The organism is Paenibacillus sp. 2003 (assembly GCF_031455635.1).
GTDB classification, from domain to species: domain Bacteria; phylum Bacillota; class Bacilli; order Paenibacillales; family Paenibacillaceae; genus Paenibacillus; species Paenibacillus amylolyticus_B.
In genome coordinates this window covers 600,030-615,130 of sequence record NZ_JAVDTB010000001.1, presented here as the reverse complement: position 1 = coordinate 615,130, position 15,101 = coordinate 600,030, and the positions used below count along the sequence as shown (strand labels likewise).

Sequence of the window (15,101 nt, the reverse complement as noted above, 5' to 3'; positions counted from 1 at the left end):
CCTGATCGTTCTGGTTGTCATTAACATACGTATTGCACCTTCCATCTTTCATTTACAACATAAGAAAAGCTTCTGTTTGAAGCACGATCCGATGATGCTACATTCTGTGTGAATTCTATAATCTTAAAGAAGACGAATTGCCTGCCCATTAAGTTTAATCATTAAAATATTCTTTATATTCATTCGTGAGTTCACGTTTAGCATTATACGCCCGAAATAAGCCTCATACTTTACAGGAATAGTTACAAACGATTAAACCGATGTAACCTTTCCTGCCAGCTCATATAGCTGTAAAATCATACTCTAATTTTGTCGTTAAATATAGTACTTTTCATCGAGTGGCTAAAATTACCTGTCCCGCTTGCGCAAACCGGCATACCCACGCATACATCGATTGAAACAATTGAATCCATAACAAAAGGCTGCCGACTTGCTCAGCAGCCAATATCCATTATAAACCTATGTCAGACCGGATTGAAAGTTTTGCTCATAATTGCTTCTTCTTGCCTAGGACCCTAGAGGTGGAACGGGTGAATCTTTTCTTCTGTTCTCGCATCCATGATCCGGTATGTTGAACGCCCTGTGTACATTGGGATTTGCAACTTCTCCAGATCAACCATTCCATTCTCCAGAAAATACTTCTGATCCTGATATCGCTGCAACACTTCGCCTGCAATCCATTCATGGTCACCATATGTCGTAATCTCCATAACCTTGCATTCATAAGCAAAATAAGCGTCTGTCAAAATGGGTACACTTACCTTGATTCCTTCCTCATATGGAATGCCGAATCTTGTGAATTTATCCGTAGCTCTTCCACTGAACGTTCCTGCAGCTTGAATCCACTCCGATCGATGACCTGGCAGGAAATGAACACCGAATACGCCACTCTTCTCAATGAGTTCATAGGAGTATGTTTCCTTACGAAGGGAGATGCCATATACGCCTGGTGATGATCCGATGTATGTATGCCATCCGGACGCCATCACATTCTGAACTCCCTCATGACGTGAAGTCACCACCGCTACCATTCCAGGATAAGAATAAAATATGGGTTCTTCTATCGGCTGACGCATCTAATCCCCTCTCTTCTTCGTTATAAACACAACTTTAATTATAAAGTAAAAAATCTGGTTGAAAAAGCGTTTTGCAGAGGATTTCGCTATAAGCGACACATTCAGCATCATGTTATACTGAGATGGTCAATTTCTAAAAATACGATACTGGGAATGTGATAGGATATGGTCAAATCAGTCAAATATACCTCCTAAATGAAGGCAATATTCAAATTTAGGAGGTTATAACTTATGTTTAATTCAATCGTGTTAGATCAGTGGGATCGAAAGCCATACTTTGACCACTACTTGAATCAGGTCAGATGTACTTACAGCATAACTGCTAATCTGGATATCACTCTATTGATCAACGAACTGAAGCTTAAAGGATTGAAGTTCTATCCCGCTCTTATTCATATGATCTCTACGGTCGTCAATGCACACAGGGAATTCCGAACCTGTTTTGATGCCGAGGGGAGATTGGGCTACTGGGACGAAATGTCTCCGAGTTATACGATTTTTCATGAGGACGACAAGAGTTTCTCAACGATCTGGACGACATTCCATGAAGATTTCGAGACATTCCACATTCGTTATCTGGAAGATATGAGGAATTACAAAGATCACAAACAATTTGTTGCCAAACCCAATGAACCGCCAAATACATTTCCCGTTTCCAGCATTCCCTGGGTGAACTTTACTGGATTTAATCTGAATATTTACAATGAGGGAACCTACTTGTTGCCTATTTTCACGATGGGGAAATATGTTCAACAAAACGATCAAGTATATCTTCCCTTATCCGTTCAGTTACATCACGCCGTGTGCGACGGCTACCATGCTGGCGTTTTATTTAATGAACTGCAATCACTTGCAGATCGATGCCAGGATTGGTGTCAGTTAGCTAAATGACGAAAAGGCATTCCTGACTTCGTAATGGAGTCAGGAGTGTCTTTCTTTTTCTCTTTTTTCAAAAGGTATTTAATTGCACTTACTGTACCCACAGTTGCTGCATGTTTTGCAACCTTCCACATTCATCAGGGATGCCGAGCCGCATGAAGGACATAAATCTCTCGATTCGGTAAAGGTTTTCTGATCCTCCACTTGTGGATATACGCTCTTCACTTGGTTCTGTTCTTTTGTTACTCCAGTTTCGTTCTCCTGAGCGTTGCTCTGTACATGACTTTCCAATGCTTTGGCGACTGCATCAGCAATCGATTCAACCCTGTTGGCTCCGAAGCCAATCGCTCCCGAACCGCCGATTCCCTTGAGATGTTTGATCAAGAGTTCAACCTTGTGCCCATGATCTCCGTATCGAAGGAACAGAGAGCACACTCGACCGAGTGCCTCAGCCATGGCAAACACGTCCGATCCCGCTTTGCCCACGTTCAGGAAGATCTCACCCGGCGTTCCCTCCAGATCGTTGATCGTAATGTAAGCCATCCCGAATGGCGTATTGATTTTGTATGTTGCACCGCGCAGTACTTGAGGACGGCTTCTGTATTGTTTATCCAGCACTGTAGCAGAAGAAGGGGCTTGATCAGAAGAAAGAGTCTCAACATCAACCTCGCTACTGAAAGATCCAACACCTGCCTGCCCTCCAATATTATTCGGGTTATCTATTGCAGATACGGCAGTCTTCTCTCCTGCTTCCCCCGTGTTTTCATCTTCGGTCTTGGCCTCTTCCTTCTTCGACGTGGACAACACCTGCACATCCCTGCTGCCGTCGCGATATATCGTTACTCCCTTACAGCCAAGGTCAAAGGCCAGTTCGTACAGCTCAGCCGTATCCTCCACCGTAAAATCAGCCGGACAGTTGGCCGTCTTCGAGATGGAACTATCCACCCATTGCTGGATCGCAGCCTGCACCCGGATGTGATTCTCAGCCGACAGATCCATCGCCGTCACATAATAGTCTGGTAAAGCTTCACCCGGATGTTCATCCAGCCAATCTTGCGCAATGGGTACGAACTGTTCATCATAACCTAGACGGCTTTGACGGAAATACTTGAAGGCGAAATACGGCTCAATACCTGTGGATGTGCCCACCATCGTACCAGTACTTCCCGTTGGCGCCTGAGTGATCAGCGTGACATTTCGAATGCCCTGTTTACGAATGGCCTCTCCCACTTCAGGGTACGTTGCAACCATGTTTTTCATGAATCCACTCTGTAAGTACGGTTCAGCTTCGAAAGCTGGGAAAGCTCCCTTCTCTGCTGCAATCTCTGCCGATGCCAGATAGGCCTCCTTCGCCATGAATCCATACAGTTTATCCAGAAAAATAAGGGATTCAGGACTGCCGTATCGGATACGCAGCTTAATCATCAGCTCTGCCAGTCCCATGGTGCCAAGCCCAACCCGGCGTTCACGCTGCTGATTCAGTCTATTTTCCTCAAAATGATATGGTGTTGCATCGATGACATTGTCCAAAAATCTAGCCGAGATACGAGTGGTTTCCGCCAGTTCATCCCATGCCACATCATGATTCGTTTCATCATAGAATTTGGACAGATTGATCGCAGACAGATTACATACCCCCCAGCCAGGCAGACCTTGTTCACCGCAAGGATTAGTACAGATGATCGGGTTAAAGTACCAGCTGTTGGACATCTGGTTGTAGTACTCCATGAATACCACACCAGGCTCTGCCGATTTCCAGGCTGATTCAATAATGGTATGCCAGATTTCACGAGCTTTCAGCGTACGATAGTGCACCACCGAATGACCTGCGGCTTTCCACTTCTGCATATCCCCGTTCCACTCGGTGTCGTAGTCTGGATCGTTCGTATCGGGGAAAACCAACTCCCAATCTCCGTCCTGCTTGACAGCCTCCATAAATGCGTTGCTCACACATACAGACAGATTGGCATTGGTCACCTGCCCCATCGTTTGTTTCACGGTAATAAAATCAAGCACATCCGGATGCCAGTCATTCATCATGAGCATGAGCGCACCCCGGCGGCTTCCGCCCTGTTCAATCAGTCCAGTCGTATAACTGAACAATCCGCCCCACGATACGGAACCGCTGGATGATCCGTTGACACCTTTCACCACCGCTCGGCGAGGACGCAAAGAGGACAGATTAATACCCACGCCTCCCCCTCGTGCCATAATCTCCGTCATCTCGGTCAATGTCCTCATGATGCCACCCCGACTATCCTGTGGAGACGGAATGACATAACAATTGAAGAGTGTCAGCTCATCGCTTGCCCCCGCGCCCGCAGCAATGCGTCCTCCAGGTACTAACTTCCAACCTTCCAACACAGACCGGAACTTGGACTCCCACGTTGCCCGCTGATCGGCTGTGGATTCGACAGAAGCCATCGCTTTGGCAAGACGGTCCCACATCTCTTCCGGTGTTTTTTCAATGTTGAGTGTCAATTTCTCCACGTTTGTCTCGATCATCTCTCCGCTTCGAGTTCTTACCTGTACAAGCTGACCCTGACGTTCTATGATTTCGCCCACTTCCTTGGTTGGGAACTTGGGATCATCCTTAGTTAATACGAGTACCACATCTCCGACCTTGGCATGATTTGAATCAGCGTCCTTCCAGGCGTATCGGTCCAGGAATATTTTTTCGCTAAGTCCTTCTAATTGGTACGATCGTTGGTTCGATTTCATCGCTACGTTCAACCTCCCCGGATTCAAGCTCCATTTTCACTATAAGAATAAATTATGATGAAACACCACATATAGTGATTTAAATCCAGTATAATACACCATATATTGATTTTCTATATGACTTTTATCACAGACCTTATTTTATAGACTCCTCTGCTCGGACAAACTTCTTCACACACCCTCATACGCATGAATACGACATCTGTGAATTTTTTGGCACAGAAAAAACATGTGCCTTTACTAAATTTCTGGGTTCAATATAAGTTAACTATTCATTTGCACGTCAACGGAGAGGACAGAAAAAACCTGAAAAAGCGAAGCGTTCGCCTTTATCCCCGGATTTCCCCTTCAGAAAAAGGGAATCAAAGAAATCTGGGGATAACAGCGATTGGAAGGTTGTTCTGTCATCGTAGTGTTCGTGCAAATAAACTGTAGTTCAACTTGTATAGTTATGAACTGACTCTCATTCGTCCATACTATTACCTACGAATAAAACGTCATCACGTATGGCAGGGGAGGAAGCACCATGAACCGGAAAAACCCGCACCACACGAATCAACCTGTAGCCGAGCTGCCCGTTCCATTGGAATTTGATCGAAGCTGGATTAATCAATTGGAATCACGACTGGATAAAGGAGGTCCTTGGGGGGATTATCGACTCTTCCAACTGGGCATTCAAGCTGAAGAAACCAATCTGATTCCCAATTTTGACGAGATCCAGTGTTTGAAGCATCTACAAGGCCTTACTCCACTCCCTCACCAGATGGACACTGCTCGCAGAGTATTATTTGAAATGTCAGGCCGGGCCATTCTCGCCGATGAGGTGGGTCTTGGCAAAACCATTGAAGCCGGTCTCATTCTGAAAGAATATATGGTTCGGGGTCTCGTATCCAAGGTACTCATTCTCGTGCCAGCGTCTCTTGTGCTGCAATGGGTACGGGAGTTGAATTCGAAATTTGGCATCCCTGCCATTGCCCAGAAAAAGGCCTATTCCTGGCAGAATGAAGTGGTTGTTGCTTCCATGGATACAGCCAAACGTGACCCGCATAAAGATATGCTGCTGAATACCGATTACGACATGATTATTATTGACGAGGCTCATAAGCTCAAAAACAAGAAAACAACCAACTATCAATTCATGCTGAAATTGCGCAAAAAGTATTGTCTGCTGCTCACAGCTACACCTGTGCAGAACGATATGAGCGAATTGTTCAATCTGATTAACCTGCTGAAGCCCGGTCAACTGGGTCGTCAGGGTGACTTTGCGGCCAACTTTGTTGTAGACAAACGGGTTCCGAAAAATCAGGAGCAGCTTAAGAACGAGTTATCCAAAGTCATGATTCGTAACCGCCGTGGCGAAGGCCCCGTTCAATTTACCAAACGGAACGTCTCCAACGTGAATCTGCAACTATCGCCCGAAGAACAAGCGCTTTATGATGGTGTGACTTCCTTTGTCAAAGACCAGTACCAGGAAGCTGGTGGCAACCTGAGCAGCATGCTCTCCCTTGTTACATTGCAGCGTGAAGTGTGCAGCAGTCGGGATGCTGTATTCGTGACGCTGGTTAATCTGTCAAAGAAACTTCCGCTGGACTCTCCCCTTCGGGACAAGATTTGGGAACTCGTTGCCCATATTAAAGCGATCAAGGAAAATACCAAAGCCGAGAAAACAATGGAACTGATTCGGAACATGAATGAAAAAGTAATTATCTTCACTGAATACCGGGCCACGCAGGAGTATCTGCTAAACTATTTCCGCAACAATGGGCTTACGGCGGTACCCTATCGGGGTGGCATGAATCGAGGCAAAAAAGACTGGATGATGGATCTCTTCCGCGGGCGTGTGCAGGCCATGATTGCAACCGAAGCAGGTGGTGAAGGCATCAATCTGCAATTTTGCCATCATATGATCAACTTTGATCTGCCTTGGAACCCCATGCGGGTAGAGCAGCGGATCGGTCGGGTACACCGGCTTGGACAGCAAAATGACGTGAACATCTTCAATTTATCCACGACTGGAACGATTGAGGAACATATTCTGAATCTGCTGCATGAGAAGATCAATATGTTTGAGATGGTGATCGGCGGGCTGGATGTCATTCTGGAACGGTTGGAGAAGAAGGAGTCTATTGAGAAAAGTTTGTACAAAATCATGTTGGAATCACAAACTGATGAAGATATTCGCCGTAAAATGGACTCACTTGGACAATCGCTGAACTCCATTCAACGTGAGGTTGCCGATGAAGGCCCTCCCGTATCCGGGTTGTTAGATCTTCGCAAAGGAGGTAGCTAACTCATGACCATGTCTCCCCATGAAGTGCAGGCATATGTTCTCACCTATCTGGAAGCACTTGATTGTCAAATTATGGAGCGTTCCCCTGCCCATGTTACAGTCAAACTCTCGCCTGAGGCGGACAAAGCGTTGACCAATCGCCCCTATTATTGGGGGTTCGTGGAACGAACCGGAGCACCCGCTGAGACGATGTCCTTTACATTTATATTTGATCCTGACAGTTATCAGCAGGCCATTGAAGCAGCAGAAGCCAAAGCTGCACAAGCATCACCTAACGCTGCTGAAACGAATGGCGTAACCAACGGCAGTCCTCAAGGCGAGCCACCAAAAGAAACTATTCTAGGCCGTTACTTTGGTATTACGCCATCACTGCCACAGCTGGGGCCAGGACGAATATTACGTGAAGAAGTGGTGTACGGCAGTCGCAGACTGCAGCAGATTTTCGGCGCTGCCCGTGAAGGCGGTGCCTTCGTAAACCTGTTCGAACAGGCTGCCAAACGGCAATTGCGCGCTACAGCGCCAGCCGTATATGAGCCTTGGCTTGGTGTCTGTTTCAAGGTGGAATTCGCCTGTGATTTGAAACGGGAGGAATTGCATTTTCTCGGCATCTCCCTTCGCTCGGGTGAAATTATAGAGAAATTCGGCACTAAGCTGAACCGACGTGATCTTAGTCCGAGGCTTGCGGAGAACATGCATGTACAGACAGCTAAAGTTTCGTTATTTGATGCCGGAGCTGCTTTGGAATCTCATTTGACAAACCGCTTGCAGGAACTCGATTATAGCTGGGCAGAGAAAGCCCAAGAGCGGCTTGATCTGGAGCTGGACGTGTTGGACACCTACTATGAGGCGGTACTCCGAGAAGATATGCCTGAAGTAGAATCACCAGGTAACATAACCTCAGACACGGAAAATGTCCATTCTAACCGCACGCCACCTGCACCACTGAAAAAAGTTCTGGATATAACTAACGCTAAACCCATTGGAGCAGATGTAGAACTGGCGGCAGAGGCCGCAGTACCGATCGACTCCGAGACAGATGCCGAAGAAGAGAAAGCAAAACAGGCGGTAATAGATCGTGAAGCTATGAAACTGCAGTACGAGACACGCCGGACCGAGATGATCTGGCAATATGAACCCAAAGTGAAAGTGACTGCCATTAGCAGCGGCATGTTTCACTTAAGATAGACGAAGACACTACTTTTCCTGCAAATGCTGGCAAAAGTAGTGTTTATTCATGATCAGCTGCCCGACAGGTTGCGGCAACCTTTGCATAGCCTGTACCCTAGAATGAAACTAGGACCCGCTCAGGCAACGGATAAATGAAAAGTAGGTGTAAATTTGAAACGATTCTTTCATACGTGTTGGCACAACGCTCGGAAAACAACTTGTATGACCTTGGGCTTGTTCAGTTGTCTTGCCCTATTCTCTTTTTGGTCGATAGCCCATGCAGAGGAACAAAAAACGTCTTCGCTATCCCGCGCATCATCAAGAGAATATAGTCCCGAACATCATGCCATTCAGAATGAAAAGCTTGCTCCCGCTGCTGTGCAACGGTTTGCAGAGCAACAAGCTGTTACACTTGGTACAGCGAACGCCGAAGCACATTGGAAGAACGCCGATCTGGACTTCTACCCTCTGGGGCCAGGTACACATAGCTGGCTCGTACAAGCTGTATTTGAAGGCAAACCTATCGGATATATGATTATTACAGTCACAGAGCAGGGTCAGTTGATGCTTAGTGAATATGGTCATGGAGAACAGTCACCATACAACAATGAACTTCTTGGACAAGCCTTGGATCAACAACATGTGAACCTTGAGGCATTACTTGCTGGCGGAGGAGAGCTTCATCTTGGTTATGCTCTTCCCCTGCTGGCTTATTGGAAAGTGGAACAACCTAACCATCCTGCACTTTATATTGATGCTACGAACGGAGATGTACTACCGTCAGAGTTCCTGAACCTGCTGGAGGCTGATTCCAAACAGATCTCTGCCAGCATAACTGATTTGTTCACAACGCCATCTTTTTCAGTCGATCCAATTTATCTCAGACCCGTCTTTAATCCGGCTGACAATCTGTTGTGGATTACCGCCAAGCCTGTTGCTGCCAACCGGGCACAAGATGTAATACAACACGGGGAGAATCAAGGGATTGTTTTCTCAGCGGGTGATCGTAATATCGTATACGGCGGTCCTTTACCCGTTAGCGGTTATCAGCTGTGGCATACAGATCAGGAAGCAGAGTCCAGTCTATATGTAGCGCTAGGTGGAAAATCATCCATTCAACGCTTTGTCCCTTTGAGCACATTGCAGCAAGATGGTCATTTTTACATCGTAAATCCTTGATCATCAGCAAATTCTTAAGATTCGGTCAGATAACTTTAAAATTATAAACATCCACAACAAATAAGACGCCTTCCCATTATATTAAGGGATTGCGTCTTTTGGTTTAACATTAGTGAAATAGGTAAGCGATTGTCACCCTTTACCCGAAGAACTTCGTTTATGAGACTCTGTATCGAATTCTTTTTCCTTTTTCCCCACCCACAGGGATACAGCGAAAGGGATCATACCAAACCACTTCATCGCCCACGGCTCTTTCCTTTTGGTGCGGCCTTTCCTCTCATCCTTCGGCGTATCGATATAATGAACAACACGCTGCGTAATGTATTTTACCAACTCATCACTTTTGGCCATAATTCTGCCTCCTTCGCTCCTGCACATTCGCGGATCTTACGATAGTTCTATTGTGTGCAGGATGTGTACTGGTTAAACATTTTTTATTGAAAGAAGTATGAAAACCCTCAGAATGCACAGTCTAATGCCAAAGGTATCCATCGAGTCGTTAATCTGCATTCGATACCTATTTCATGAAGGAGTGTGTATTCCCATGTATAAGCTGCTGACCGCTTCGGTAGCCTTGCTAATCAGCTTCCATTGCCTTCTCATGCTGCCTCATGTCGCTTATGGAAAAGCAGCCCCGTCCCAGAACAGTCCATCCATGCTTCCGGTGACCGATGGAGATGCTTATCGCTCAAGTCATCATGCCTTTGCAGCACCCGTTATCCTGCTCGACGTAGGCCATGGCGGTATTGACGGTGGTACCTCAGCCCAAGGAGTGCTGGAAAAAGATATCAACCTGGCCATTAGCCAAAAGGTCTATCTCCTGCTTCGCAGCAAAGGTTATGCCGTTATCATCAATCGACTTGGTGATTATGCACTTAGTGATGAGAACCGCTGGCTGAACAGCCGCTCCCGTCATACCAGAGATCTTGCCCAACGTAAAAGCCTTAGCGAAGAAGTAAGTACAGATATCGTGGTCAGCATTCATGCGAACTGGAGCCCCCGATCGAATGCACACGGCCCGGTGGTACTGCACCAGAAGGAAGGCAGGAGTTACTTGCTGGCCCAATCCATTCAGGATGCCATGAACAAGTTGTACGGAACGGAGCACGGGGTCGTATGGGGCAAGCCCTTTTATATATTAAATTACGTGAAGCAACCTGCCGTCATCGTTGAAACCGGATTTTTGAGCAATGCGGCAGATCGAGCCAGAATGAATGACCCCGCTGAGCAAAAACGAATCGCCCAGTCCATTGCCAATGGCATTATTTATTACCTGTCGGTAGTGTAGGAGCAGAATGCCATTGCCACACATCTCGAACCAGATCACCGATTCCTACAAATTGAACCTGATTTTGCAGACGGGAGACGGATTCACGAATTACTGCGGATGTGTTCATCCCCGAATGACCGACATGACCAATGACAACACAGATATTCTTGTCGATCGCACGCTGAGCAGCCAGATCCAGTTGCTTGCGAATGAGTTGCTTGGAGTTTTGATCATCCAGGAAAATGTCATTACCTACAGGTGGCATATTTTTGGATACGGCCAGTTCCCCCACCACGGAGCGAAAGTTCGTACGGCTGTCTACAAAGAAGAGGCCCCGCTCCTTGCATACATCGAGCACAATTGACATGATGCGTTTGTCCGAAGTAATTTTGGAACCCATATGATTGTTCATGCCAATTGCGTGGGGCACATCATCAATCGCTTTCTCCACGCGTGAGCGGACTTCTTCATCTGTTAGATTGGATGTGATTGCACCCGGGCCCAGCCATTCAGGTCGTCCTTTCTTGGGTTCCATGGGCATGTGCACAATCACATCCATCCCCTTTTCATGTGCAGCTATCGCATCTTTCTTCGTTGTTGGCAAAAAAGGCATGACCGCTACCGTTAGTTTAACTGGCATTGCCAGGATCTCGGCCGTACCCTTCATGTCATTACCAACATCATCGATGATAATCGCTAACCGATTGTGATTCGATGTGGACTCTGAAGCTGCTACTGTTGGCCCTCCTACTGATATGCCTGCGTAAATCACAATCAAAAATGCCATAATACCTGCAGTTAATCGATAAATCTTTCTCTGTACTTTCATCATGATTCCCTCCCCGTAACTTCTGTGATCTCATTGTTTGATAATGAAGGCAGGAATATGTAAGCCAAAGCCTTCCTTAATAACGACATCCCCGCCATTGGAGACCTCTATTTCAAACGAAGATCTCCATCATTCCAGTTTTCTCCTTTGTATTCAGACAAGAACTGTCATTGAACAGTTAGAAAATAGAGATTAATTAGAAAAAATACTGTAATTTGTCAGGTTTTCAGTCTAGGAATTATTTAGTAGAATCAACACATGAAAGAATTCATGTGCTTCATTTCTTTCCTATGATTTATGGAAGGAGGTTTTGAAAGGGTTTACATAAAATAAATGCCAGGCAATCCGCTATTCTTGTTTGTTATCCCTGGTCGCGTTTTATCTATGTAACCATTTACCATTATCGAGGAGGATGAAAGTAGTGAAATTCAAACTAAAAAAGACGATTAATGTTCTTTTGGCCTGTTTAACAGCCCTGCCTTTGATGTTAACCCCGACAAATGTGTCAGCAGCCAGCGATGCCAACATTAATTTGTCCTCGGAAAAACAGCTGATCAAGGGCTTTGGGGGCATTAACCTTCCTGCCTGGATTGGTGATCTGACGCCCGCTCAACGTGAAACTGCTTTTGGTAACGACCAGAATCAGTTAGGCTTTTCAATTCTCAGGATCTACGTTGATCCAGATTCTAATAACTGGTATCGTGAAGTTGCCACAGCCAAACGGGCTATTGAAAAGGGGGCTATCGTATTCGCATCCCCGTGGAATCCTCCGAGCAGTATGGTTGAAACATTCAACCGTAATGGGGATACCAATGCCAAACGTCTGAAATACGACAAATATGCCGCATATGCGCAACATCTGAACGACTTTGTATCCTACATGAAAAATAACGGTGTAGATCTGTATGCCATTTCGGTACAAAATGAACCGGATTATGCTCATGACTGGACCTGGTGGACTCCACAAGAGATCCTTCGATTCATGAAAGAAAATGCTGGTTCCATTCAAGGTACCAAAGTCATGGCACCTGAATCCTTCCAGTACTTAAAGAACATATCCGACCCAATCCTGAATGATCCGCAGGCCCTTGCCAACATGGACATTCTGGGAGCACATACGTACGGAACTCAGATTTCGAATTTTGCCTACCCTCTCTTCAAGCAAAAAGGAGCTGGCAAAGAACTGTGGATGACTGAGGTGTATGTTCCGAACAGTGACAACAACTCAGCAGACCGCTGGCCTGAAGCACTAGACGTTTCCTATCACATGCACAATGCCATGGTAGAAGGTGATTTCCAGGCCTATGTGTGGTGGTACATCCGCAGACAGTATGGTCCGATGAAAGAGGACGGTACCATAAGCAAACGCGGGTATAATATGGCCCATTTCTCCAAATTTGTACGTCCTGGCTATCTCAGAGTGGATGCAACCAAAAACCCGGATACGAACACATTTGTTTCTGCCTACAAAGGGGATAACAAGGTCGTTGTCGTAGCAATTAACCGTGGAACTTCGGCCACAAGCCAAAAATTCGTTCTGCAAAATGGTAATGCCTCCACGGTGTCCTCATGGATTACGGACAGCAGTCGCAACCTGGCAAGCGGGGCCTCGCTTAACGTATCCAATGGGGCCTTCACGGCACAGCTCCCACCTCAGAGCGTAACAACGTTTGTTGCCAACATTACTGGCGGGAATAACGGCGGAAATACAGGTAGTGGCACTACTTATGAAGCCGAGACCGGAACAACTCTTACGGATGCTACCATTGAAACGATCTACCCTGGTTACACTGGCTCCGGGTATGTTAACTTCAATGCGATGACTGGTTCAGCCATTCAATGGAACGCCATTAACAATACGATTACAGGCACCAAAAATGTAAAGTTTCGTTATGCGCTGGAAAGCGGCACTCGGAACCTCGACATTTTTGTGAACGGAACCAAAGTCATTAGCAACGAGCCCTTTCCGGCTACGGGAAGCTGGTCCACATGGGTTGAAAAAACAATACAGGTCCCCATGAACACGGGGACCAATACATTGAAAGTGGTCACCACCGGATCCGAAGGACCGAATATTGACAGCGTTAATGTTACCGCAGCACAATAAACGTTCCGTATGGGCTGATGGAAGACATTTGCTGTACGTGCAGCTAAGCACTAACCTGTTGGATACTCAAATCTAAAGTTAATGTTATATCAAAAAATGCAAAAAAAGACTCCTTAAGCGTTAGCTTAAGGAGTCTTTTTATTAGATGCGGTCGAGAGGACTCGAACCTCCACGGGGGTTAGCCCACACGGACCTGAACCGTGCGCGTCTGCCAATTCCGCCACGACCGCATATTGTATCTCCGTGATCAATATCGGCGACAAGAAATAATATATCATGCGGTATCTATCATGTCAACACTGAAAATAATAACAATAAAACCCGAACCAGACGTCCATGTCGATTCGGGTTTTACCTTTAACTATTAATAGCTTGGTTCATTAAAACGGAAGCATACTGCAAATTACAGCTTGGAAGGCCAGTTGCCATACCATGCGTAACCGCCTCTTCTTTCTTTATCAATATCACTTAATTTGTATTTAACTACCCCGTCACGACCAATAAAGATTGGTCTATCCGTTCCTATCTCATAGAAGCGTGCCCAAATTGGTGCAGCTTTGGAATCAGCGATAATTTTACTATCTCCATTAGCTCTTTCATATTTATACCCCGTAATTTTCACCTTGTTAAACCAAGCCTCCGCTCCTTTAATGGATGCGGTAATTTTAGCGTTAGCAGGTCTGGTTTTCAGAAATTTAACAATCGTTACACTCTCTCCAGCTGTCAGCGATGGCACTTCGTAGATTCTTGCGCTCGCTGGTTTAAGGGAACTGGAATCATGTTGTTGTCCCCATGCTGTCAGCTTACCACCTGAAACGACTTGTGTATTCAAAATCGCCTCCACACCTTTGGCAACTGAATTTTTACTACGGTTAGCAAGTGTGCTGTCGATAAACGAGAAATCACCTTTGCGTGCTGCTACTTCATCCAGCATGATCATTACATTAATCATGGCATCATCATTGTAGGTAATGTGCTTGTGATATCCGGAGCTTTGGTAAACTTGTGGCCATCCGCCGTTTGAATACTGCATGTTGATCAAAAAGTTAATTCCTTTGATTGCAGCTGTGGAGTATCGCGGATCATTTGTCTTTTTAAATTCCTTCGCCAATCTTCTAATTTCTGAGTATGTAGCCTTGTTGTCAATCGTGGACTTCGCCCACTCTCCACTTGTCTGTTTATAATCTTTTCTCCAACCTCCATCCGGCAGCTGGTTCTTCAAAATATCAGAAATACTCGCTGTAGTACCCGATGCATCCGCAGCAGATACCGTCCCTACAGGAAGAACTGCCATTCCAACTGCTGAGAACACCATCGTACATGCCAGGACAAAAGTAATTATTTTCTTCGCTTTCAAATGTAACACTCTCCTATGTTCATTTTTATAAATCTTCCACTTCTACTTTACCTATGATATACGCCCCCAAACCTCCTTTATTTGTATTTATCGCATAATAAAATCAATTTAAATCCAATATGTGGATTGGATAATCAGATAATATGCAAAAAATCGATTTTTGTCAATATATGCAACTTAATGAATATAATCTCTCTAATTCTACATAACGGGATAGTTCTTTTAA

General features: G+C 45.6%; 11 protein-coding genes and 1 tRNA gene. 6 read left to right on the top strand and 6 right to left on the bottom strand.

The genetic code is table 11. The annotated features are described in order from the left end of the window. Positions 1 to 515 precede the first annotated feature (515 nt). Entirely contained in the window at positions 516 to 1,076 is a 561-nt protein-coding gene (locus J2X75_RS02955) for a flavin reductase family protein (protein ID WP_307537891.1), read from the bottom strand. 231 nt (positions 1,077 to 1,307) lie between these two features. On the opposite strand from J2X75_RS02955, the gene catA reads away from it, so the two are divergent. After that, positions 1,308 to 1,967, top strand: a complete 660-nt coding sequence (gene catA / locus J2X75_RS02950) for a type A chloramphenicol O-acetyltransferase (RefSeq protein ID WP_310334216.1) — start codon at positions 1,308 to 1,310, stop codon at positions 1,965 to 1,967. Positions 1,968 to 2,036: 69 nt separating this feature from the next. On the opposite strand, the gene J2X75_RS02945 is transcribed toward catA, so the two are convergent. Continuing rightward, entirely contained in the window at positions 2,037 to 4,676 is a 2,640-nt protein-coding gene (locus tag J2X75_RS02945; RefSeq protein WP_310334214.1) for an adenosylcobalamin-dependent ribonucleoside-diphosphate reductase, read from the bottom strand. Positions 4,677 to 5,202: 526 nt separating this feature from the next. Here J2X75_RS02945 and J2X75_RS02940 point away from each other — a divergent pair. From J2X75_RS02940 to J2X75_RS02930, 3 genes are all read left to right on the top strand, one after another. Beyond that, entirely contained in the window at positions 5,203 to 6,966 is a 1,764-nt protein-coding gene (locus J2X75_RS02940; protein ID WP_310334213.1) for a DEAD/DEAH box helicase, read from the top strand. A 3-nt stretch (positions 6,967 to 6,969) separates the two neighbouring features. Next, positions 6,970 to 8,151, top strand: a complete 1,182-nt coding sequence (locus tag J2X75_RS02935; protein WP_310334212.1) for a YqhG family protein — start codon at positions 6,970 to 6,972, stop codon at positions 8,149 to 8,151. A 204-nt stretch (positions 8,152 to 8,355) separates the two neighbouring features. Next, positions 8,356 to 9,312, top strand: a complete 957-nt coding sequence (locus J2X75_RS02930) for a hypothetical protein (RefSeq protein WP_310334210.1) — start codon at positions 8,356 to 8,358, stop codon at positions 9,310 to 9,312. A 132-nt stretch (positions 9,313 to 9,444) separates the two neighbouring features. On the opposite strand, the gene J2X75_RS02925 is transcribed toward J2X75_RS02930, so the two are convergent. Continuing rightward, positions 9,445 to 9,663, bottom strand: coding sequence for a YqzE family protein (locus J2X75_RS02925; protein WP_150364930.1), 219 nt, complete (start codon positions 9,661 to 9,663; stop codon positions 9,445 to 9,447). 193 nt (positions 9,664 to 9,856) lie between these two features. On the opposite strand from J2X75_RS02925, the gene J2X75_RS02920 reads away from it, so the two are divergent. Beyond that, positions 9,857 to 10,600: an N-acetylmuramoyl-L-alanine amidase family protein gene (locus tag J2X75_RS02920; protein ID WP_307537906.1), complete on the top strand. Its 744-nt coding sequence runs from the start codon at positions 9,857 to 9,859 to the stop codon at positions 10,598 to 10,600. Here J2X75_RS02920 and J2X75_RS02915 read toward each other — a convergent pair. Then, entirely contained in the window at positions 10,575 to 11,369 is a 795-nt protein-coding gene (locus J2X75_RS02915) for a divergent polysaccharide deacetylase family protein (protein ID WP_397383478.1), read from the bottom strand. The two genes, J2X75_RS02920 and J2X75_RS02915, sit on opposite strands and share 26 nt — an antisense overlap. 454 nt (positions 11,370 to 11,823) lie before the next feature. On the opposite strand from J2X75_RS02915, the gene xynC reads away from it, so the two are divergent. After that, positions 11,824 to 13,518: a glucuronoarabinoxylan endo-1,4-beta-xylanase XynC gene (gene xynC / locus J2X75_RS02910; protein ID WP_397382995.1), complete on the top strand. Its 1,695-nt coding sequence runs from the start codon at positions 11,824 to 11,826 to the stop codon at positions 13,516 to 13,518. 146 nt (positions 13,519 to 13,664) lie between these two features. Here xynC and J2X75_RS02905 read toward each other — a convergent pair. Continuing rightward, a tRNA-Leu gene (locus J2X75_RS02905) sits at positions 13,665 to 13,748 on the bottom strand. A gap of 173 nt (positions 13,749 to 13,921) precedes the next feature. Then, a complete protein-coding gene (gene pelA / locus J2X75_RS02900; RefSeq protein ID WP_223868839.1) occupies positions 13,922 to 14,884 on the bottom strand; it encodes a pectate lyase in 963 nt (320 codons plus the stop codon). Positions 14,885 to 15,101: the final 217 nt, after the last annotated feature.

Excerpts from the sequence above, each read along its gene's own strand:
- J2X75_RS02955 (WP_307537891.1), bottom strand. The coding sequence starts at position 1,076 with ATGCGTCAGCCGATAGAAGAACCCATATTTTATTCTTATCCTGGAATG.
- catA (WP_310334216.1), top strand. The coding sequence starts at position 1,308 with ATGTTTAATTCAATCGTGTTAGATCAGTGGGATCGAAAGCCATACTTT.
- J2X75_RS02945 (WP_310334214.1), bottom strand. The coding sequence starts at position 4,676 with ATGAAATCGAACCAACGATCGTACCAATTAGAAGGACTTAGCGAAAAA.
- J2X75_RS02940 (WP_310334213.1), top strand. The coding sequence starts at position 5,203 with ATGAACCGGAAAAACCCGCACCACACGAATCAACCTGTAGCCGAGCTG.
- J2X75_RS02935 (WP_310334212.1), top strand. The coding sequence starts at position 6,970 with ATGACCATGTCTCCCCATGAAGTGCAGGCATATGTTCTCACCTATCTG.
- J2X75_RS02930 (WP_310334210.1), top strand. The coding sequence starts at position 8,356 with ATGACCTTGGGCTTGTTCAGTTGTCTTGCCCTATTCTCTTTTTGGTCG.
- J2X75_RS02925 (WP_150364930.1), bottom strand. The coding sequence starts at position 9,663 with ATGGCCAAAAGTGATGAGTTGGTAAAATACATTACGCAGCGTGTTGTT.
- J2X75_RS02920 (WP_307537906.1), top strand. The coding sequence starts at position 9,857 with ATGTATAAGCTGCTGACCGCTTCGGTAGCCTTGCTAATCAGCTTCCAT.
- J2X75_RS02915 (WP_397383478.1), bottom strand. The coding sequence starts at position 11,369 with ATGGCATTTTTGATTGTGATTTACGCAGGCATATCAGTAGGAGGGCCA.
- xynC (WP_397382995.1), top strand. The coding sequence starts at position 11,824 with ATGAAAGTAGTGAAATTCAAACTAAAAAAGACGATTAATGTTCTTTTG.